Origin of the sequence: Salipiger abyssi (genome assembly GCF_017311415.1) — a bacterium.
Classification (GTDB): domain Bacteria; phylum Pseudomonadota; class Alphaproteobacteria; order Rhodobacterales; family Rhodobacteraceae; genus Salipiger; species Salipiger abyssi_A.
This window is the reverse complement of record NZ_JAEKIS010000004.1, coordinates 84,637-105,675: the sequence shown is the minus strand read 5'-3', so window position 1 is coordinate 105,675 and position 21,039 is coordinate 84,637. Positions and strand designations below refer to the sequence as shown.

18 protein-coding genes are annotated in these 21,039 nt (G+C 65.5%); 6 read left to right on the top strand and 12 right to left on the bottom strand.

The genetic code is table 11. The annotated features are described in order from the left end of the window. Nucleotides 1-8: 8 nt before the first annotated feature. From I6N89_RS07310 to I6N89_RS07295, 4 genes are read right to left on the bottom strand one after another with little or no spacing between them, the layout of a single operon-like run. Nucleotides 9-1,112, bottom strand: coding sequence for a sugar ABC transporter substrate-binding protein (locus tag I6N89_RS07310; RefSeq protein WP_207017596.1), 1,104 nt, complete (start codon nucleotides 1,110-1,112; stop codon nucleotides 9-11). A 44-nt stretch (nucleotides 1,113-1,156) separates the two neighbouring features. Continuing rightward, nucleotides 1,157-2,161, bottom strand: coding sequence for an ABC transporter permease (locus tag I6N89_RS07305; RefSeq protein WP_207017595.1), 1,005 nt, complete (start codon nucleotides 2,159-2,161; stop codon nucleotides 1,157-1,159). 28 nt (nucleotides 2,162-2,189) lie between these two features. After that, nucleotides 2,190-2,987 carry an SDR family NAD(P)-dependent oxidoreductase gene (locus I6N89_RS07300; protein ID WP_207017594.1) on the bottom strand — a complete coding sequence of 266 codons (798 nt, stop codon included), beginning with the start codon at nucleotides 2,985-2,987 and terminating at the stop codon, nucleotides 2,190-2,192. A gap of 26 nt (nucleotides 2,988-3,013) precedes the next feature. Next, nucleotides 3,014-3,892 (bottom strand): sugar phosphate isomerase/epimerase family protein, encoded by an 879-nt coding sequence (locus tag I6N89_RS07295; RefSeq protein WP_207017593.1) that lies wholly within the window; start codon nucleotides 3,890-3,892, stop codon nucleotides 3,014-3,016. A gap of 204 nt (nucleotides 3,893-4,096) precedes the next feature. Between I6N89_RS07295 and I6N89_RS07290 the strand changes: the two genes are divergently transcribed. The 3 genes from I6N89_RS07290 to I6N89_RS07280 are packed head-to-tail and all read left to right on the top strand — an operon-like array spanning nucleotide 4,097 to nucleotide 6,317. Beyond that, nucleotides 4,097-4,942 carry a polysaccharide deacetylase family protein gene (locus I6N89_RS07290; protein ID WP_207017592.1) on the top strand — a complete coding sequence of 282 codons (846 nt, stop codon included), beginning with the start codon at nucleotides 4,097-4,099 and terminating at the stop codon, nucleotides 4,940-4,942. A gap of 54 nt (nucleotides 4,943-4,996) precedes the next feature. After that, a complete protein-coding gene (locus I6N89_RS07285; protein WP_207017591.1) occupies nucleotides 4,997-5,473 on the top strand; it encodes a DoxX family protein in 477 nt (158 codons plus the stop codon). 52 nt (nucleotides 5,474-5,525) lie between these two features. Continuing rightward, on the top strand, nucleotides 5,526-6,317 hold the full coding sequence (locus I6N89_RS07280; protein ID WP_207017590.1) for an SDR family NAD(P)-dependent oxidoreductase: 792 nt from the start codon (nucleotides 5,526-5,528) through the stop codon (nucleotides 6,315-6,317). A 14-nt stretch (nucleotides 6,318-6,331) separates the two neighbouring features. Here I6N89_RS07280 and I6N89_RS07275 read toward each other — a convergent pair whose 3' ends face one another. From I6N89_RS07275 to I6N89_RS07240, 8 genes are all read right to left on the bottom strand, one after another. Continuing rightward, nucleotides 6,332-7,732 carry an NAD(P)/FAD-dependent oxidoreductase gene (locus I6N89_RS07275; protein ID WP_236016483.1) on the bottom strand — a complete coding sequence of 467 codons (1,401 nt, stop codon included), beginning with the start codon at nucleotides 7,730-7,732 and terminating at the stop codon, nucleotides 6,332-6,334. Nucleotides 7,733-7,782: 50 nt separating this feature from the next. Beyond that, nucleotides 7,783-9,102, bottom strand: coding sequence for an NtaA/DmoA family FMN-dependent monooxygenase (locus I6N89_RS07270; RefSeq protein WP_236016482.1), 1,320 nt, complete (start codon nucleotides 9,100-9,102; stop codon nucleotides 7,783-7,785). Between the two features lie 32 nt (nucleotides 9,103-9,134). Next, nucleotides 9,135-9,905 carry an ABC transporter permease gene (locus I6N89_RS07265; protein ID WP_207017589.1) on the bottom strand — a complete coding sequence of 257 codons (771 nt, stop codon included), beginning with the start codon at nucleotides 9,903-9,905 and terminating at the stop codon, nucleotides 9,135-9,137. Beyond that, entirely contained in the window at nucleotides 9,902-10,777 is an 876-nt protein-coding gene (locus I6N89_RS07260) for an ABC transporter permease (protein ID WP_207017588.1), read from the bottom strand. Before I6N89_RS07260 ends, I6N89_RS07265 begins: the two co-directional genes overlap by 4 nt. A 2-nt stretch (nucleotides 10,778-10,779) precedes the next feature. Next, the gene (locus I6N89_RS07255) at nucleotides 10,780-11,844 is read right to left on the bottom strand and encodes an ABC transporter ATP-binding protein (protein WP_207017587.1); all 1,065 of its coding nucleotides are present in this window, start codon (nucleotides 11,842-11,844) and stop codon (nucleotides 10,780-10,782) included. 26 nt (nucleotides 11,845-11,870) lie between these two features. Beyond that, entirely contained in the window at nucleotides 11,871-13,016 is a 1,146-nt protein-coding gene (locus tag I6N89_RS07250; protein ID WP_207017586.1) for an ABC transporter substrate-binding protein, read from the bottom strand. A 100-nt stretch (nucleotides 13,017-13,116) separates the two neighbouring features. Continuing rightward, on the bottom strand, nucleotides 13,117-14,838 hold the full coding sequence (locus I6N89_RS07245) for a hydantoinase B/oxoprolinase family protein (RefSeq protein WP_207017585.1): 1,722 nt from the start codon (nucleotides 14,836-14,838) through the stop codon (nucleotides 13,117-13,119). Continuing rightward, nucleotides 14,835-16,883: a hydantoinase/oxoprolinase family protein gene (locus I6N89_RS07240; RefSeq protein ID WP_207017584.1), complete on the bottom strand. Its 2,049-nt coding sequence runs from the start codon at nucleotides 16,881-16,883 to the stop codon at nucleotides 14,835-14,837. Before I6N89_RS07240 ends, I6N89_RS07245 begins: the two co-directional genes overlap by 4 nt. Before the next feature lie 207 nt (nucleotides 16,884-17,090). Between I6N89_RS07240 and I6N89_RS07235 the strand changes: the two genes are divergently transcribed. The 3 genes from I6N89_RS07235 to ggt all read left to right on the top strand — a co-directional run bounded on the left by I6N89_RS07235 (nucleotide 17,091) and on the right by ggt (nucleotide 21,026). Then, nucleotides 17,091-17,807 (top strand): TetR/AcrR family transcriptional regulator, encoded by a 717-nt coding sequence (locus I6N89_RS07235; RefSeq protein WP_207017583.1) that lies wholly within the window; start codon nucleotides 17,091-17,093, stop codon nucleotides 17,805-17,807. A 357-nt stretch (nucleotides 17,808-18,164) separates the two neighbouring features. Continuing rightward, nucleotides 18,165-19,025: an aldo/keto reductase gene (locus I6N89_RS07230; RefSeq protein ID WP_207017582.1), complete on the top strand. Its 861-nt coding sequence runs from the start codon at nucleotides 18,165-18,167 to the stop codon at nucleotides 19,023-19,025. 207 nt (nucleotides 19,026-19,232) lie between these two features. Continuing rightward, nucleotides 19,233-21,026 carry a gamma-glutamyltransferase gene (ggt, locus tag I6N89_RS07225; protein ID WP_207017581.1) on the top strand — a complete coding sequence of 598 codons (1,794 nt, stop codon included), beginning with the start codon at nucleotides 19,233-19,235 and terminating at the stop codon, nucleotides 21,024-21,026. Nucleotides 21,027-21,039 lie beyond the last annotated feature (13 nt).

Sequence of the window (21,039 nt, the reverse complement as noted above, 5' to 3'; positions counted from 1 at the left end):
CCGGAATGTCACTGCGCGCCGCCGTTATAGTCGCTGGTCGGCGGCAGGCCGGTCAGCGGCAACGCGCGGGTGGTGGTGATCTCGGGATCGAAAAAGCTGCGCAGCCCGGCGCCGTTATCGTCCCAGGCCGCGATGTATTCGCCGATATTCTCCTGATCGACCACCTTATAGGGCACATGCAGCCAACCCGTCGGGAAGGGCTGTTCCTCGTCCATCAGCGCCTTGGCCGTAGCCCAGACCGCGACATAGCCCTCGGTGAACCGGTTCGACGAGACAAGGCCGGTCACCTCGCCATCCAGCACCGCCTGCCGCGCGATCTCGGGGTTGTCGTAATAGACCTGCGGCACGTCGATACCGTCATCGACCCGGATCTTCTGGATGTTCTTGTTCGCGTCCTCGCAGGGATCGGTATAGAACAGGGCGTCGGGGTATTTCTGGATCGCCTGGTTCCAGGACGCATAGCTTTGGGTCAAATCCAGCTTGGAGTCGAAGGGCGGCAGGAAGGTGGCGTTGGGGATCCGCTCCGAAACCGCCGCCTCGGTCGCCTCCATCCGCCGGGTCAGCACCGGCAGCCCCGGCACGCAGAGCCCCTGCACAATCTCGCCCGACAGCTCCGATGCGGACTTTCCGTGTTTCTCTTCCAGCGCGTCAACGATCAGGTTTGCCCCGGCCTCGCCCACCGCATAGGGGTCGCTGCCCACGAAGAACGCGTTCTCCACCTCGTTCGGCGGCGCCGAGACGATCCAGGTGATCGGCACACCGCGCTCGGCCAGAATGGCGGCGGGCTCGATCATCGCCCCCGGTGCGACATTGGACAGGATGATCGCATCGGTGCCGCGCTCGACCTCGCTCAGCGTCACCTGCGCCTGTTTTGCCAACTCGAACCCGGCCGGCCCCTGCACGCGCAGGGTGATCTTGTCTTCTCCGATATCGGCCACCGCGGCACGCGCGCCGGCCTCCACCTCCGAGGCCCATTCCTGAACCGTCAGGATCTGGATCAGCGAAATGGTCACCTTGTCCTGCGCCTGAGCCGCCCCGGCGGTGGCCGACAATGCTGCCAGCGCCGCGATGGCGCCCTTCGTCAGGGTCGTCTTTGCAGTTCGAATAGACATGAGCTCCTCCCTCTCATTCAGTCGTTTGCGAAATTTATCCGCGGTCAGGATGTCTTGCGCCGCTTGGCCAGCCGGTCGAGACCGATGGCCACGACGATCACGACGCCAGTCACGAATTGCGAATAGTCCGGGTCGATGCCGTAAAAGACGATGCCGCTGTCGATCAGCGTGATGATGAGCGCGCCAAGCGCGGCGCCCAGGATCGTGCCCGAACCACCCGCCAGCGACGTGCCGCCGATCACCACCGCCGCGATGACCCGCAGCTCGATCCCGGCGCCGATGGTGGGTTCCGAGGCCTTGAAGAAGGCAAGGGTCAGCACCCCCGAGAGCGCGGCAAGGAAGCCAACGAAGGCGGTGGTCAGCACCCGTGTCCGCGCCACTTTGATGCCCAGAAACTTCGCCGCCGCCGTGTTCGAGCCGATGGCCCGGACCTGCGCGCCGTAGCGCGTCCGCCAGAGCACGAAATGCAGCACGATGCCGGTCGCGATGGTGATCCAAACCGTCATCGGCAGACCGAAATGGTTGCCCCCGACGATCTGGAAGAACGAGTGGTCGCGCGGCATGCCGAACACCGCGAGCCCGCCCGAGATGATCAGGTTGAGCCCGAAGAACACCGACAGCGTGCCCAGCGACACGATGATCAGCGGCACGCCGAGCAGCACCGACAGCAGCCCGTTGACCAGCCCCAGCAATGTGCCGGCCAAGAGCGCGACGCAGACCGCGGCCCAGGGATCGACGCCCGCCTTGATCAGCAGCGCCATCGACATACCGGCGACCGCATAGATCCCGCTGATCGAGAGATCAATCTCGACCATGGCGACCAGAAACACCATGCCGAAGGCGATGATCGCGACAAAGGCGGTCTGGCGCAACGTGGCCTCGATCGAGCCGGGGTTGAAGAATTCCGGATGCGGGATGCCGATCAGCAGCACCAGAAAGACAAAGCCCAAAAGCAGACCGGCCTCGTCGAACCGTGTCAGCCGCGCGAAAAGCGACGGGCCGCCTGTCTTCGCATCCGGGGTAAGCTTGGATACGGCTTCTTGTGACATGGTAGTGGCTCCTCCCAGACGCCGGATTTCAGATTGTTTTCACCGAGCCCGCATCGACGGTCAGCGCCAGACCCGAGAACGAGCCGCCCTGTTTCGAAGCGGCAAAGCAGATCGTCGCGGCGATCTCCTCGGGCAGCACCATGCGCCCCGTGGTCATGCCGAACATCTGCGGAATGATCTCGTCGCGCAGCGTGTCGACATCGACGCCCTGCTCGGCCGCCATCATCTCGAACGCGCCGCCTTTGCGGGTCCAGTGCGGCGTCAGAACCGCGCCCGGCGAGACCGCGACGACCCGCACGCCCTGCGCATTGAATTCCTCCGACAGACTCTTGGTGAAGTTCAGAGTCGCGGCCTTGAAGGCGCTGTAATCGACAAGGCTCGGCACCGGCGTCGTTCCCAGGGTCGAAGCCAGGTTGACGATGACACCCTTCGACTCGATCAGATGCGGCATCGCCGCGCGCGACGCGCGCACATTCGACAGGAAGTTGGTGCGGAAGGTGAAATCCCAATCCTCGTCGCTGACATCGAGAAACCCGCTGCGAAAAATCGTGACGCCCAGGTTGTTGATCAGGAGGTCGAGCTTGCCGAAGCGCTCCACTGCGGTCTCGACCAGCCGTTCGGGGTTGCCCGGCTGCGAAAGGTCCAGCTCCAGAACCTGCACCGATCCGTCCGCCATCAGCTCTTCATAGGCGCTGTCGATCTGGATATCGCCCATCAGCACCTTGGCGCCCGCCTCGGTCAGCTGCTTGATCGTCGCCCAGCCGATACCACCCTTGCGCCCGCCGCCGCTGAGAACGGCGACCTTTCCCTCAAGACCAAGATCCATGTTTATCCTCCACTTGATTTCCGCCCTCAGGCGGCGATGTGATGTTTTTCCAGCAGCGCGCGGGTCGCATCGGCGCAGAGTTCCGCCGCCTGTTGCGCCGGCAGGGTGTCGAGCGCCGACGAAAAGATCTCCGGGCCGAAATCACTCACGCCGAGCCGCATCACCGCCGCCATGAAATCGTCGAGCGGCAGCGCCCCCTGCCCGGGCGCGCAACGGTACTGAAGACAGTCGTCGAGCAGGTTGACGCCCCGGACCCGCAGCGCCGCATCGGCGAGCTGCACGGCGTAGAGCTTGCCCGCCGGGATCTCGCCGATCAGCGCAAGATCGGGGTCGCCGCGATACAGGTGCCAGCTGTCGAGTACGAAACCGCCATTCGACGCCCCAGCCGCCGCGACGATATCCAGCGCCGTGCGCAGGGTCGGGATACCCCAGAACGGAATAAACTCGAGCCCAACGCGCAGACCATGTGCGGACGCGCGGTCGCAGAGGCTTCCGAACCGGTCGACAAGCTCCTGCATCGAAATCGCGGCGTGATCGAAACTGCCGACGGCGAGCAGCGAGGTCGCGCCGAGCGTCTCTGCCATCTCGAAGGCGATATCGAGGTCGTGATCGAGGAAGTCCCTCAGTTCCGGCGCGCGTGGCGGATAGCGGACGGGCAGCCACCCGGTGACCGCATCCACCCATGAGACGCGAAGACCGTAGTCTTCGACGATCCGAGCGATCTCGGCGCCGGAGAGACCTTCCGACAGCGCCGCGAGATAGGTCGCCGAGTTGACCGCGATGCAGGAATACCCGGCCGCCGACGCCGCGGCGATCTGCTCGCGCAGCGGATATCCCCGCACGCAGGCCGGCCACAGGGTCAGGTCATAACCTGCCCGGCGCCGGACCTCTCCGGTTCTGGCCATCCTGTTCTCCTCCCAGAGCGTTTTATAATTAGGATAGTAATGAACTAGAAAGACGCTAGATGCGGAACCATAGATGAGTCAATAGTGTAGATATCAAATTTTTCCTATTTCTGCTATTTACCAGTGGATTGACAGATAGATCCGTGCACCATAATAGTTCCATCATATCGTTAGTTGCTAAACGAATAAATGGGAGGAAGACCGATGGCAGCAGGATACTGGCCCGACGGCGCCCGCCTGGTCATTTCGGTTTCGATGCAGTTCGAGGCCGGCGCGCAGCCCGACAAGGCGCCCTACAGCCCCTTTGCCGAGATGGACCCGGAAACCGCGAACATCGCGACCGGAAAATGGTTCGATTACGGCGTGAAAGAGGGGCTGCCCCGGCTTCTGGACCTGTGGGACCGCAAGGGCATCAAGGTGACATCGCACATGGTCGGCCAGGCGGTGGAGCGTCATCCCGAGATCGCCCGCGAGATCGTCGAACGCGGCCACGAGGCGGCGGCGCACGGTCACACCTGGGAGCCTCACTGGCGGATGAGCCCCGATGAGGAGCGCGCCTCCTACAGCCGCAACATCGCGGCGATCGAGGCGGCCACAGGCACCCGCCCCGTCGGTTTCAACGCCTTTGCCCTGCGCAACAGCCCCAACACGCTGAGCATCCTCAAGTCGCTGGGCTTCACCTACTATATCGACGACACCAGCCGCGACGAGCCCTTTACCGTCGAGGTCGACGGCGGGCGCTTCGGCGTCGTGCCTTACACAAGGCGCAACAACGATATCGACCGGTTCCATATGCTCTCGCTCTCGGGTGCAGCGTTCGGGTCCGATCTGCGCGACGAGTTCGACATGCTCTATGCCGAGGCCGAGACCCGTCGCCGGCTGATGTCGGTCAGCGTGCATGACCGCATCGGCGGTCAGCCCGGCATCGCCAAGGTCATCAGCGATTTTGTCGATTATGCGCAGGGGCATCCCGGCGTTGTCTTCATGCGCAAGGACGAGATCGCCCGGTGGGCGCTCGAACAGGCCGACACGCCGCACGAAACGGCCTGAGCCGGCCCCCGCGAAACAGGGCCGACAGGCGCCCCAATAACAACCGGAACCGTCATGGATATCACAGCCTCACCGTCGCTCTTTCAATTTGCCGAAACATCCTTCCCCGCGATTTTTGCGATCTGGGCGCTGGTGTTGCGGGTCTGGGTCGGCGTGGTCCTGGTACTCTACGCGCTCCGGGCCAGCTTCCAGTTTTTCCCCAATACCGGCATGCCGGTCCAGACCGTCGCGGGAACGGCGGCCTATATGGAGAAATTCGGCTGGAAGCCGGGGATGTTCTGGGCCTGGCTCTCGACGGTGAACAATCTGGTGGGCGGCGCCCTGCTGGCGCTCGGTCTGTTCACCCGGCCCGTCGCGCTAACCTGCGCGGCGCTGCTGTTCCTGTCCGCGATCCACCACATCAAGGACGGGTTCTTTTCGAACCAGAACGGGTTCGAACACTATGCACTTTGGGGCTTCTGCGCGCTGTTCTTCGTCTTCTACGGCGGCGGCCCCATCTCGCTCGACCGGCTGATTTGGCAGTTGCTCTAGCGTGCGCCCGCCGGCCATCACCACACATTCGCTGCATTGGGAGGAGAATGAAATGTCACAGGAATTTCAGGGAAAGACCGTGATCGTCACAGGAGCCGGATCCGGCATCGGGCTCGCCACCGCCACGCGCTTTGTCGAGGAAGGCGCGCAGGTGATTGCCGGGGATCTCGATGTCTCGGCGGTGTCTGGCCTGTCCGGCCTCGGCAGCGTCACCGGCGTCGAAGTCGACCTGCGCGGCGACGGCGGAGAGCGGCTGGCGCAGGCGGCGCTCGACGCTCATGGCAAGATCGACGCGCTTGTCTGCTGCGCCGGCGTAGCGCCCACCCGCACGGGGCTGAGCGATACCGGCGACAAGGACGTGATGAACACTTTCGACGTCAACGTGCTGGGCGTGCTGCGCTGTGCGCGGGCGGCGGTGCCACATATGGCCAAGGCGGGCAAGGGCTCGGTCGTGGCCATCGCATCGGATTTCGGCCGTATGCCGGAGCCGCTGTTCTACGACTACTGCATGTCCAAGGCGGCCGTTCTGAGCTTCATGAAATCGCTGTCGATCGAGTTCGGCCCGCAGGGCGTGCGCGCCAATTGCGTCTCGCCCGGCGCCACCCGCACACCGATCTGGGAGAAACCCGGCGGCTTCATTGACCTGCTGGCCGAAATGTATGGCGGCATGGAGCGCGACAAGGTCATCGACCACTTCGCAAAGGAGCACAAGAAATTCGCCCTACAGCGCATTGGCGAGCCCGAAGAGGTGGCCGAGGTCGTGCTGTTCCTGAGCTCGGACCGCGCCAGCTTTGTCACCGGCTCGGATTACTGGGTCAATGGCGGCTCGATGCCGGTCTTCTGATCCGGCTGGCTGCCTCAGGAATCGAAACCGATTCCGAGCGCGTCCAGCGCCTTGAGAGTGAGACCGCACCGCCCGGTGCGGTCTTCTTGCGCCAGGCCATGCTGCGCCATCCGCACACTGGCATAAAGCAGCGGCTCGGGCGGAAACGGAAACGGCCGGGTCGAGGTCATCCGCAACCTCGTTCGTTCGGTCTGCAACCCGTCTAGCCGATCGAGCAGCGACAGCGCGGCAAAGCGCGTGGCCGTCACCCCCTGCCCCGTAAAGCCCATCGCCCAGGCGACCCGGCCGCCCTCGCTGAGACCGGTAAAAAACGTTGTGCGGGCCGAGGTGTCGATGACCCCGCCCCAGGCATAGTCAAAGGGTGTATCGGCGAGCGGCGGGAAGGCTTCGGCGAACTGCTCGGCCAGCCGCGCAAAGCTCTGGGGGCGCTGCGTGCGCTCCGCGTCGCGACGACCGCCGAAATGATAGATCGCATCGTAACCACCCCAGAGGATCCGGTTGTCCGCGCTCTTGCGCAGATAGTGGAACTGGTTGCCGCTGTCGGAGATGCCGTGCCGCCCGGTCCAGCCGATGGACGCAAGCTGCGCCTGCGTCAGCGGCGCGGTCATCAGCGCATAGTCGTAGACGGGAATGACCGCGGGTGCGAGCCGCCGCAGCAACGGGCGGGCGGCATTGGTCGCGAGGATCACCTTGCCGGCGCGCAGGGCGCCGCCGGGGGTCTGTAACCCGACGCCATCGTCGCTCGTGCGCAGCCCGGTCACCGGCGTGTTTTCGTAAAGACAGGTGCCGCTCGCCATGGCAACGCGCCGCAGCTCCGCCACCAGCTTGGCAGGGTTTACCAGCGCGTAGTTTTCTTCCCACAGGCCGCACGTATAGACCGGCGAGTCCAGCTTTTCCGCCAGTGCCGTGCCACGCAGCAGGCGCGCCGGGATACCGCAGCGCGCAAACAGACGCCCGGTCTCTTTCAGCGCCTCTTCCTGCCAGGGTGTCCGCGCCACAACGAGCTTGCCGCCGCGCTCGAATTCCGCCTCGATCGCCAGCGCCTCCAGATCCTCCGCAAAGTCGTTAAGGTTCTCGGCCCCGAGACGGATCAGCGTTTCGGCCTCGTCCGGCCAGCGCCGCATGGCATTGCCCGGCCCGTGCGAAATCGACGGGGCGCAGAAGCCGCCATTGCGGCCGCTGGCCGCGCCGCCGCAAACCCCCGCATCGAGCACGACGATCCGCGCGTCCGGGTACCGCAGGCGCGCATGAACGGCGGACCAGAGCCCGAGAAATCCACCCCCGACAATGGCCAGATCGCAGGCGATATCCCCATCTAGCGCCGGGGCGGGAGTGCTGGCCGGCACGGTGTCGGGCCAAAACGGGCGCGGGCGGGCATGGGCCAGCATCGGCGGAAGGTCTGCGGGACGGGCCAAGGCGATGCTCCGTGACAAGGGGGCGCGCCGCTGCCAGCGGCGCGGCAGGATCAGAATTCCAGCACGGTCTCGCGCAGCGTCTTGCCGGTGTATTCCGTCCGGGCCAGCCCACGGCGCTGAAGCGCCGGGATCAGCCCGTCGGCGATCTCGACCACATGGCGCCGCTCGACCCGCAGCGAAGGCGAGCAGATCAGGAACCCGTCGCCGCCCACCTCCGCCATCACCTCGCCCATGCGCTCGGCGACCTCGTCCGGCGTGCCGATCAGCTCGATGGAGGACACCAGCCCGCCCGACGCTTCAATCACCAGCTGGCGCAGCGTCTTGCCGCTGCCCCATTGCGCGAATTTGTCCAGAGAGCCCTGCTCGCCATTGGTGGTCAGCTTCGGCAACGGCTTGTCCAGATCGAACTGCGAGAAATCGATGTCGGTCACCCCGGCGATGAACGCGAGGCTCTGCTCGATGAAAAGGTCGTTGTTGATCATGCGGGCGTGTTTGGCGACGGCCTCCTCATGGGTCTCGCCCAGAACCGGTGTGATGCAAAAGAAGATCTTGATCTGATCCGGGTCGCGCCCGAACTTGACCGCCCGTTCGCGGATGTCGTCGCGATAGGCCTTCATCCCGGCGATGCCATTGCCCACCGCAACGATGCCGTCGGCATGTTTCGCGGCAAAATCCCGCCCGCGCGGCGAGCCGCCGGCCTGCATGTAAAAGGGCCGTCCCTGCGGCGAGGGCACCGTGTTGAGCGGGCCCCGACATTTGAAATACTTGCCCTGAAAATCAATTGTCCGCACCTTGCTGCCATCGGCATAGCGGCCCGCCTCCCGGTCCATCACCACCGCATCGGGATCCCAGGAGCCGAACAGCTCGCCGATCAGTTCCATATATTCCTCGGCCATCGCGTAGCGGTCCTCACGCGGGGGCAGCGCGTCCATGCCGAAATTCTGCGCGGCGGTGTTTTCGCCCGAGGTCACGATGTTCCAGCCGAACCGCCCGCCCGAGATGTGATCGAGTGTCGAGGCCAGCCGCGCCAGCATGAAAGGCGGGTAGGCCATGGTCGACATGGTGGTGATCACCCCGATATTGCGGGTGGCCGAGGTCATCATCGCGGCCAGCGGCGCCGGGTCGTGCTTGGGCACCATCAGCGCGTGTTTGAGATAGGTGTCCATGGAATGGCCATAGGCCTCCGACACCATCAGCGTGTCTTCGACCATGAGGAAATCGAAACAGGCGCGCTCCAGCGTCTTGGCCATCTCGACAAAGAACTGACCGTCCCAGGGCGCGCCGCCATTGCCAAAGGGCGTGTTCCATTCATCGGGGGAAAACCCCATGAACCATCCCAGATGCATCGGTTTTGCGGCGGGTGTCGTCATAACGGATCCTTTCGAGGGAAGAGGAGCAAGGGTCAGCCCCGGTAGCGTGTCAGGCGCAGCGCGATCACCGTCACCGACAGGCTGAAGGCGATGATCGAAGTGCCGATGGCGTTGATTTCGGGTGTGATGCTCTGGCGCATCATGCCCCAGATCAGCGTCGACAGGGTGTTCCGGCTGGTGGTGAAGAAGGTGATGACGAAATCGTCGAGCGACAGCGCCATGGCGATCAGCATCGCGCCGATCAGTGTCGGGCCGAGTGCTGGCAGGGTGACGTCGCGAAAGGCGCCGAACGGGCTCTGACCGAGGTCGCGGGCGGCATCGACCGGCGCGCGGTCCATCGTGGACAGCCGGGCGTAAAGCACCCCGGTGACGAAGGGCAGCGTAAAGACCAGATGCGCGAGGATGGTCGCGGTCACGCCCGGTTTCAGCCCCACCGAGGTGAAGAAGGTCAGCAGCGCCAGGCCCAGCACCAGCGGCGGCAGCATCAGCGGCAGGCTCAACACCACAAGCCAGCTCATCGCGCGGGCGGTGGACATGCGCGTCATGCCGATGGCCGCCAGCAGTCCGGTAAGCGTGCTGGCCAGCGCGCAGCCGACGGTCACCTGCGCGGTGACCGACAGCGCCGCCCAGAACTGCGGGTTGGCGTCGAGCGCCCGGAACCAGCGCAGACCAAGCCCCGGCACCGGCAGGCTCGACGCGTTGCCGGTGGTAAAGGCGAAGAGCATGCAGAGCACCAGCGGCACCGTCAGAAACAGCAGCACGGCGGCGGTGAAGGCAAATGGGAGAACGGCGCCCTGTCTCATCTGGCCCTCAGCACCCTGCGCATCACCAGCCAGACCGTGGCAAGGATCAGCAGACAGCAGCCCAGCAGGCTGAAGGACATCGCCGCCCCCAGCGGCGTGTTCATACGCAGCCCGAACTGCGACTGGATGAAATTGCCGTACATCGCGTTGCCGGGGCTGCCGACCAGCGCCGGGGTGACATAATCCCCGGCGGCGAGCAGGAAGCTCATGGCGAAACTGGCGATCAGCGCGGGCCGGATCTGCGGCAGCACGATGTCGAACATGGTGCGCGGCGCCGAGGCGCCGCTGTCGCGCGCCGCCGCGATCACCGTCTCGTCCATATCCGCCAGCGCGCCGTAAAGCGGCAGGATCGCCAGCGGCAGAAGGTAATGCGTGAGCGTGACCGTCACCGCCCCGGCGTTGAAGAGCAATGCCTCGACCGGCGCGTCGGTCAGCCCGGCGGCCATCAGCGCGCCGTTCAGGATACCGTCGAGACCCAGCAGCGAGCGCCAGGCATAGACCTTGACCACATAGCCGCCGAAGAGCGTGGTGAGCGCGATCACCAGGATCAACGGCCCGGCGCGCCCCAGCGCAAAGCGCACCGCATAGGCGAAGAAAAACGCCAGAACGGTGGTGATCCCCCCCACCTCCAGCCCGGTCCCCAGCGTGCGCAGCAGCACGCCGCCATAATCGCGAAAGGCGGTCGCATAATTGCCGAACTGAAAATCGGGCACTACGCGGAACGTCGCGTTGCGCCAGAAGCTCTGCACGAAAAACCAGGCAAGCGGTGCCACGAACAGCCCGATAAACACGATCACCGCAGGCGCCATGAGCAACGCTGTCTTCAGCCCCTCGCGCCGGAGTTGCGCGCGCTCGGCATCGGGCATGCGCATGGTCACGCCCCCGCCGGAAGGACAAGCGGCGCGCCCTCCGCCCATGTGATCGAGACCGCAGCACCCTGCCCTGACCCGGCCGGCAACACGTCTCGGCCAAGGGTGGCGGTCACGCGCATCTCGGCGCCACCGGCCTGCTTTGCAAGACAATGCACCCGAACGTGGGAGCCCTGGAACACCACCTGCTCGATATACGCGCGCAGCCCACTGCCATGGCCAGCGACAAGCCGCAGCGCCTCGGGGCGGAGCATCACGTCGACCGCCGCGTCGGCACCGGGTGAAGGGATCGGCGGCGCGCCGTCGCCAAGTAGGATCACGCCTCCGGTACGCCGCGCGGGCAGCAGGTTGGCGTCGCCGATGAACCGCGCGACGAACGGGTCGGCGGGTCGGTCGTAGATCTCGGTCGGGCTGCCTTCCTGCGCGACGCGTCCGCCGCTCATCACGGCCACGCGGTTCGCCAGGGTCATCACCTCGGTCTGGTCGTGCGAGACCAGAATGAACGTGCCGCCAATCGCCTCGTGGATCGCCAGAAGCTCCTGATGCATCGCCTTGCGCAGTTGCAGATCCAGCGCGGCGAGCGGCTCGTCGAGCAGCAGCACTTTCGGCTTGAGGATCAGCGCGCGCGCCAGCGCGACCCGCTGTTTCTGCCCGCCCGACAGATCCTTGGCGGGCCGGTCGGCATAGGGCGACAGGTGCACGAGGTCGAGCATCCGCTCCACCTCCGCGCCAATCTCGGCACGCGGCCTGCGTCGCAGACGCAGGCCATAGGCCACGTTCTGCCGCACGGTCATATGGCTGAAGAGACCGTAATTCTGGAACACCATGCCCGTTGGGCGCTTGTCCGGCGGCAGGCGGGTGACGTCCCGCCCGCCAATCAGCACATATCCGTCCGAGGGCTGCACGAAACCGCCGATCATCCGCAGCAAGGTTGTCTTGCCGCAGCCCGACGGGCCGAGGATCGCGAAGAAATCGTTCTCGCGAATGGCGAGGTCGATGGGCTGCACCGCGGTCATCGTCCCGTAGCGGCGCGTCAGACCGCGCAGTTCCAGAAGCGATGCGGCTGCCATCGGATCCCCCTCCGTGTCCCGTTCCGTCAGGCCCGCAGGAACCGGTCGTAGCCGTCGAGCACCTGATCGTAGGTCACGAAATCACCCTCGGGCTCAAGCGGGAACATGCGCGGGTAGATATGCGCGTGCTCGAAATAGGCATCGAGATTGTCGAACCCATAGAGCTCCTGAAGCTCGGGCGAGAGTTGCCCCACCGCCTCGGCGTTGACGATCCCCAGAAGGTTGGCATTGCCGAATTCCGCCTGTGCGTCGGCGCTGATCGCATGGTCGATCAGGCTCAGATCGAGATCGGCATTCGGCGCGTCGGTCGCGATGTTCAGCGTATCGACAAAGGCCCAGGTGCCTTCCTCGGGCTTGGCAATGGAGACCTCGACACCTTTTTCCCGGCACCAGATCACCATCGGCTCCCAGCCCATGATCATGGCGACCTCGCCCTGAATGAGCAGCTCCGCCCCGTCGCCGAGGCTCGCGGGCATGGCGCGGACATGCTCCTTCTTTAGCGTGATCAGCAGGTCGACGGTCTCGTCGAGCTGCGCCTTGGTCAGCCGGGTCGGATCGGCGACACCGGTCGCCACCGGCGCCCAGACCAGGATATTGGTCAGCGCGTCGCTGAACAGCGCGACCTTGCCCTTGTATTCGGGTGCGAGGAAGTCCTTCCAGCTCGTCGGCGCGGCAGAAACCATCGCGGGGTTATACAGCAGCGCGCAGCTGCTGAAGGTCAGCGGAATGCCGTAGCAGGTGCCGTCCGCCTCGGTCGCCATGTCTCGGAACTGCGGCAAGAGCTTATCAAAATTGGTCATTTGATCTGTTTTAACGGGTGCGATCAGCCCGGCTTCGCCCATGAGTGGATTGTAGAGGTGGTTGAAACTGGTGATGTCCACCGTGCCCATCCCGCCCGAGCGCAGCCGGGTGATGATGTCTTCGGTCGCGGCGATATATGTGGCATCCAGCTCCGCGCCGTTCTGTTCCAGAAAGCCCCCAGCGGTGAACGCGCTATCATAGCCCTCCCAACCGACATAAGAAATACGGGCATCTGCGGCACGCGCCATGCGCGGCAGGCCAAGGCTCGCGGTCGATGCGGCCAGCATCCCGCCCAGCACCTCGCGGCGCGTCGGACCTCTGGAACCACGAAGAGCTTGCATGCCAATAAGAGGCGTCATCGTCTTGTGCATCTGTCTTTTCCCTGTTGTGGAAGTGACCGGCAGACGTTGATTTTGGGCTCTTCTGCGGAAGCCTTGATGCCGGAGGTGAATTTATTTTTGGTCATTTGATTTATTTGTCAACGTCCGAGGACGTGGCGGCACCGTAAGCGCCGGAGAGTGCCTCAATCGTGACCTTTCCTTCGCGCAGGTCGCGGATCACGTCCCCGGGATCGCGGCGGGCCGGATCGCCCCATCCGCCGCCGCCCGCCGTCTCGGTCACCATGCGGTCGCCCGGGCCGACCAGCACGCGCTTTTTCATGACCGGCGTGCAGCGCCCGTCGGCCTGCTCCAGAACCAGCCGCGCGGGCTGGCCCGGCCTGCCGCCCGCCGCGCCCCAGGGCGCGAATTCTGCGCGGGTCTGCTCGGTGTAAAAGACCACATCGGCACGGTCGAGAAACTCATAGATCCGCCGTATGCCCAGCCCGCCCCGGTGCTGGCCCGGCCCGCCGCTGTCGGGAACGAATTCGGTGGTGAGGATGCGGATCGGATATTGCCGCTCGCAGATCTCCATCGGCAGGATACCGACATTGCCGAGATAGGGGTCGACGCCCGACAATCCGTCATTGCGCCCGTTGCCGCCCATACCGCCGCCCAGATCGTCGGCCATGACCACCGTCAGCCCGGTGCGCGGATGCCGGCATTCCGCCGCCATCGAGGAGAAGCCGACGAAGGAGCCCGCCACCTCAAGACCCGGCACGAAATCCGCTGCCGCGCGCACGATGGTGTCGGTGATCCGCTGCGCCGCGAGGTGGCGCAGGCTGACCGCCGCCGGAAAGGCCGGGTTCACCGCCGAGCCCTCGGGCAATACGATCTCGACCGGGCGCAGGCTGCCTGCGGTCTGCTCCGCCTCCGGGTCGAAGATCGCCTTGACCGCAAAGATCACCGCCGCCAGCGTCGCCGTGCGCGACGCGTTCATGCCGCCCGACAATTGCGGATCGGTGCCGGTGAAATCCACCACCAGCCGGTCGCCGGCCAGCGTGACCTCGACCGCGATACGGACCGGATCGTCCCTCAGCCCGTCGTTGTCGAGAAACCCCTCGGCCCGGCCCGAGCCATCCGGCACCGCCGAAAGCATGGCGCGGACCCGCCGTTCGCTCTGCTCGATCCGCGCCGCCATGGCATCGCCCAGCCGGTCGGCGCCGTATTTGGCGATCAGCCCGTCGAGCCGCCGCAGCGCCAGCCGGGCCGAGGCGATCTGGGCGCGGATATCGCCCATGGAGGACACAGGATCGCGGGTGTTGTTCTCGAAGTAGCGCATCAGCGCGGTGTTCTCGCGCCCGTCCTCCATCAGCCGGACCCAGGGAAAGCGCAGCCCCTCCTCATAGATCGACTGGTTGGCAAAGCCCTCGGTGCCGGGGTTGGTGCCGCCGATGTCTGTGTGGTGGGCGAGATTGCCGACCCAGCCCACCAGCCGCTCACCGTCGAAGACCGGCGCAAAGATATGGATGTCGAGCGTGTGGGTGCAGCCGCGATAGGGATCGTTGCCGATGAAAATATCTCCCGGCCGGATCGTCTCGGGCGGGTTTTCGGCCAGAAGATGCGGCATGGCATAGGTCATGGACCCCAGAAGCGCCGGGATATTGGCATCCTCGGAAACCGTCTGGCCCGTCGCGTCGAAGAGCGCGCAGGAATAGTCCAGCATCTCACGAATGATCGGCGAATGCGCCGAACGCCGCAGCGCCTCGCCCGCCTCGCCAACGACGGCGCGCAGGGCCGCGCCGATGACGGCAACCGTCACCGGGTCGATGGGCGCATCAATGGCATTCGTGCCAAGCGGAGCGGTGGCGGTCATTCGGCGATCCCCTCGATGATCAGGCAGGCGCGCGGATCGACCTGTGCCCGGCGGCCCGGCGGCAGAACGATGGTGGTGTCGAGCTGCTCGACAATCGCCGGGCCCGTCAGGCTGTCGCCGGGGACCAATGCCTCGCGTGGGACAACCGGCGTGTCCACATAGCCAGCCGCCTCGGCGAACCAGACACGTCGCGTACGGGACTTCGCCTCGGCGGGCGCGGCGTGATCGAACCCGGCCATGGCGTTCACCGCGCCCGCTCCGTTGACCCGAAGCGCGGTCACCTCGGTGCGGTCGCCCGGCGCGGAATGGCCGTAGACGCGCTCATGCGCGACGTGGAAGCGATCGAGAATATCGGCCACCGCCTCACCCGGCGTGACAGGGGTGGTGACCGAGAATTCCTGACCGAAATAGCGGATGTCGAGCGCATGGCCAAAGCTGCAACGCTCCGCCGGCATGCCGTCATCGTGCAGCGCACGGGCGACCTCGGCCTCCAGCGCCGCTTGCCGCGACAGCAGATCGTCCGGCACCAGCGCCTCGCCCGCGATAAGAATCGGCAGCGTCAAATCGTGTCGCAGCGGCGCGTTCAGCAGTCCGGCGGCGCTGAGCAACCCCGGATGGCGCGGTACGAGAACACGCGGAATGGCAAGATCGCGCGCCAGCGCCGCAACGCTGAGCCCACCCGCACCGCCAGCGGCCACCAGGGTGAAGTCGCGCAGATCGTCGCCGTTGCGCGCGGCGGTGCGGCGGATGGCGCCCGCCATATTGGCCTCCATCACCGAAACGATGCCCATGGCCGCGTCCTCGACGCTCATTCCCAGCCGGTCCGCCAGTGTCGCGATAGCCGCAACCGCCGCCTCCCGATCGAGCCGCAGCCCGCCGGCCAGCAGCCCGGCGGGGTTCAGACGCCCCAGAACCACCTGCGCGTCGGTGACCGTGGGCTCGGTGCCGCCAAGCCCGAAGCAGACGGGCCCCGGACGGGCCCCGGCGCTGCGCGGCCCCACCTGAAGCGCGCCACCCGCGTCGATCCAGGCAATGGAGCCTCCACCCGCGCCGATGGTCTCGATCTCAAGGTTCGGCACCTGCAAGGGCGTGCCGTTCGGCAGATCCATCTCGAATTGCAGCCGGGGCTCCTGCCCCACCACGACGCCGATATCCGCGCTCGTACCGCCCACATCCAGCGTGATCAGCTCGCCGATCCCCGCCTGTGCGCAAACGTCCACGCCGCCCACCACGCCAGCCGCCGGGCCGGACAGAACAAGGTGATGCGCGCGCTCGCCCATGGAGCGCTGCGCGGTCGCGATGCCGCCGGAGCTTTGCATGATGAGCAGCTCGCCAGCAAAGCCGGAGTCGCGCAGCTCATCATCCAGCCGGCGGACATAAGGGTCGAGCTTTGGCGCCAGAGAGGCGTTGATGGCGGCTGTAGCGAAACGCGGAAATTCCCGCACTTCGCGCGACACATCGGACGAGACGACAATATAGAGCGGCTGCCCCACCTCCGCCGCGACCTCCGCGGCGATGGCAGCGGCACGGCGCTCCTGCATGGGCGCAAGAAACGAGAAAAGCCCGGTGATCGCCAGAGCCTCGACGCCCTCGGCGAGCAGCGCCCGCACGGCCGCGCGCGCGGCGTCCTCATCGAGCGGCACCAAAGGATTGCCCTCGGCATCCACCCGCCCCGCCACCTCGGCCCGCAGGTCCCGCGGCACCAGCACCGGCTTGGGCGCGTGCATCAGAGCATATGGTTGCGGCCGCTGCTGGGTGCCTATCTCAAGCACGTCGCGGCAGCCGCTGGTCGCCAGCACGCCAGCACGCGCATAGGTTTCTTCGATCACGATATTCGTTGCGATGGTCGTGCCATGTGCGATCACGTCGATCTCCGCGAGGCTCAGCCCTGCCAGACGGGTCACCCGCTGAACCCCATCGAGGATCGCCTGCTCCGGATTGGCCGGCTGAGACGGCACCTTCTCAACGACCACACGCCCGCGCTCCTCATCGAAAAGCACGCAATCCGTGAATGTCCCGCCTGTGTCCACGCCGATCTTGCGCAAGGCGCCGTTCTCCTGTCTACCTGTCGATGATCTTGGTCTTTTGATTAAAAAAGAAATTGGACATGATCGGATTCGACTCTGTTTTCTCTTTGGAGAGAGTTTCAACGATGCACGAAACTGGTCAATAGACCAAAAATCTAAAACCGTATCAGAGGCCGACGAAATATCGCCTCTGCCTGTTTCAGCGCCTATTATGCGAGTATGAGCATGAAGAACCCTCCCGAAACCCCGTCCGGCGCGGACGCGCCCAACGCCGAAATCAGCCCCGACAAGCCGGCTACGGCGCCCGGGGCCCGCCCCCGCATGGGCCGCAAGGCGCGGGAGACGCGGGAAAAGCTGCTGACCGGCGCGCTTGCGGCGCTCTGCGCCGAAGGCGTGACCGGGATCACCACGCGCAAGATCGCCGAATTCGCGCAGGTCAACCTCGGAACTCTTCACTACCATTTCGAAAGCAAGGACGCCCTGCTGCTCGCCGTTCTGGACTATCTCGGCGCGAATATGGACCGCTCGCTACGCATGGGTGTCGCCGGTAGCCGAAACCTCGATGAATGTATTGGCCGCGCCCTGCTGGCCGACTGGCGCCACGCCGAGGACGACCTGACCATTCAGATCGTTCAGTATGAACTGACGCTCTACGCGCTACGCAGCGCCGATGCCCGCTGGATGGCCCGGCGCCAGTACAACGACTACATCCGCGCGCATGTGGATGCCTTCGCACTCCATGTCGATGCCGAAGACCCCGAAACCATGCGCAATGTCGAGCGCCTGGCGCAGCTGGTCATGGCCGGCATCGACGGCATCATTCTACAGGAGCTGGCATCGCCCGACATGGCCCGGTCGCGCGTCTCGGTCGACGACCTCATTCATGCGATGCGCGCCGATGCCCGCAAGCTCGGCCTCATTCAGACGCCCGACGCAACATAGCGCGACGCCGGCCTGTCGCTGCTCGACGAGATCTTCGCACATACGTCCCGGCATTGCCCGCCCCGCCGGCTGGGGCAGGGACAGGGCAGATCGGGAATGCGCAGGTTGGCGATCCGTCCGGCGCGACGCCCTTCATGAAATTTGCTCATAGGTGAATGTCGCTCTGCTTGGATTATCCGGTCCACGCGACGGTCCTATATGCGGAACATGGAACCGATACCGCCCTTCGCGCCTTTGCGAAACACCGGGCGGCGAAAGCGCCACACGCGCCTTCGCCCGCTTGCGGTGCGGATCGACAGGATTGACCGAGCTACGGAAGAAACCGGCTCGGATCGCATGGAAAAGAAAGGCACTCAGATGATCCACAACGAAACATATACCCTCTCGAACGGCGTCGACATTCCGAAACTCGGCCTCGGCACCTGGATGATCGAAGACGACGTGGCCGCAGACGCCGTGAAAGCGGCCATCGGGCTCGGCTATCGCCATATCGACACCGCGCAGGCCTATGGCAACGAGCGCGGCGTCGGCGAAGGCATCCGCGCCTCCGGCATCGCCCGCGACAAGCTGTTCCTGCAAACCAAGCTCGCCGCCGAGATCAAGGATTACGACGGCGCCAAGGCCGCCATCGAAGGCTCGCTCGAAACCCTCGGGCTCGACTATATCGACCTGATGATCATCCACAGCCCGCAGCCATGGGCGAATTTTTCCGGCGACGACCGCTTTTTCGAAGGCAATCTCGCGGCATGGAAGGCGCTGGAAGAGGCCTATGACGCCGGCAAGATCCGCGCCATCGGCGTGTCGAACTTCCAAAAGGAAGATCTCGACAACCTGCTCGAAAACGCACGTATCAAGCCGATGGTCGATCAGATCCTCGCCCATATCAGCAACACGCCGTTCGAGCTGATCGACTATGCCAAGAGCAAGGGGGTAACCGTCGAGGCCTATTCGCCCATCGCCCACGGCAAGATCCTCGACAATGCCGAGATCGGCGCCATGGCCGAGAAATACGGCGTGACCGTGCCGCAGCTCTGCATCCGCTATGTGCTGCAACTCGGGCTGGTGGCACTGCCGAAAACCGGCAACCCGGACCACATGAAGAGCAACGCCGCCGTGGAGTTTGAAATCTCCGACGCCGATATCGAGGCGCTGAAGACTATCGAGCCGATCAAGGATTACGGCGACGCCAGCGTCTTTCCGGTCTACGCAAAGGCGTGACCGCTAGCGCTTGGGGCTGTCCCTGATACTCTGACAATGCCGCTGCGCCTCTGTCGGCGCAGCGGCTGAGGAGCGGCACGCTCATGAACCCCGCACCGGCGGGGCGAGAGACGGGCCGCGCTCCCCTTTCTCCACAGCGAACGAATGACCCCGATATTTTGCCGTGCTAGGCTCAGGTCAAAATTGTGTTCGCCGGGAGAAACAGCCATGAGACGATTGACCTGTCTGGCAACCATTGCGGGCCTTCTTGCCCTCCCCGCTCTGGCGCAGGAGGCGGCGGATGCGGTCGCGCCCGAGGCGCAGACCGATCCCGCCGCGGCCTTTTCGGGTCTTTCGGACGCGGCGCAGGCCGCGATGGCGGCCAAGGACGCCGGAACACCGGTCGCGGCGGAAAACTGGATGATCGCGGCGGCCAACCCGCTGGCGGTCGAAGCCGGGGCCAAGGTGCTGCGCGCGGGCGGCAGCGCGGCGGATGCGATGGTGGCGGTGCAGACGGTGCTGGGGCTGGTCGAACCGCAATCCTCCGGGCTGGGCGGCGGTGCCTTTCTGGTCTGGTACGATGCGGCAAGCGGCAAGGTCACCACGCTGGATGCGCGGGAAACCGCGCCGCTCGATGCCGATCCGCGCCAGTTTCAGGACGAGACAGGCGCGCCGCTGAAATTCTTCGACGCGGTGGTTGGCGGGCTGTCGGTCGGCACGCCAGGCACGCCGATGCTGCTGGAAGAGGCGCATCGCCGCTGGGGCCGCGCCGATTGGGCGGGGCTTTTCGACGACGCCATCCGGCTGGCCGAGGGCGGCTTTTCCGTCTCGCCCCGGCTTGCAGGGCTCGTGGCGGAGGACGCCGAGCGGCTCCAGCGCTTTCCCGACACTGCCGCCTATTTCTTTCCCGGCGGCACCGCCATCGCGGCGGGCGACACGCTGACCAACGCGCCTTATGCAGAGACCCTGCGCAAGCTCGCGGCCGGCGGGGCCGATGCCTTCTATACTGGCGAGATCGCCGAGGATCTGGTCGCCACCGTGCGCGGTGCCGAGGGCAATCCGGGGCGGCTCTCGACCGCCGATCTGGCGCTTTACCGGGTGATCGAGCGGCCCGCCGTCTGTGCCGAATACCGCGCTCACGATGTCTGCGGCATGGGTCCGCCCTCGTCCGGCGCACTGACCGTGGGGCAGATCCTGGGCATGCTCGACAGCTACGACCTTGCCGCGCTGGGGTCGCAGAGCCCCGAGGCCTGGCGGCTGATCGGCGATGCCTCGCGCCTCGCCTTCGCCGATCGCGGGCGCTACATGGCCGACACCGATTTCGTGCCGGTGCCGGTGAAGGGGCTGGTCGCGCCGGAATATCTGCGGGACCGCGCCAAGCTCCTCTCGGGCGACGACACTCTGCCCGAAGTCGCGCCCGGCGCGCCGGAATGGGATCACGCGATGCTGCTCGCCGACGATGAGAGCATCGAATTCCCCTCGACCTCGCATATTTCGATTGTCGATGCAGAGGGCAACGCGCTGTCGATGACGACGACCATCGAGAACGGCTTCGGCTCGCGGCTGATGACCCATGGCTTCCTGCTCAACAACGAGCTGACGGATTTCTCTTTCCGCAGCCATGCGGACGGCGTGCCCATCGCCAACCGGGTCGAACCGGGCAAGCGGCCGCGTTCCTCCATGGCGCCCACCATCGTGCTGAAGGACGGCGCCCCGGTGCTGGTGATCGGCAGCCCGGGCGGCAGCCGCATCATCGGCTATGTGGCGCAGGGCATCATCGCGCATCTCGACTGGGGCATGGATGTGCAGCAGGCCGTCGCGATGCCGCATCTGGTGAACCGCTTCGGCACCTACGATCTGGAAGCGGGCACCGCCGCCGCCGATCTGGCCGAGCCGCTCAGCGCGCTGGGATATGAGGTCAGCACCCGCGATCTGAACTCGGGCCTTCACGCGATCTCGCTTGGCGAGACTTTGCTTGGCGGCGCCGATCCCCGCCGCGAGGGGATCGCGCTCGGAGAGTAACGCGCTCCTGAGG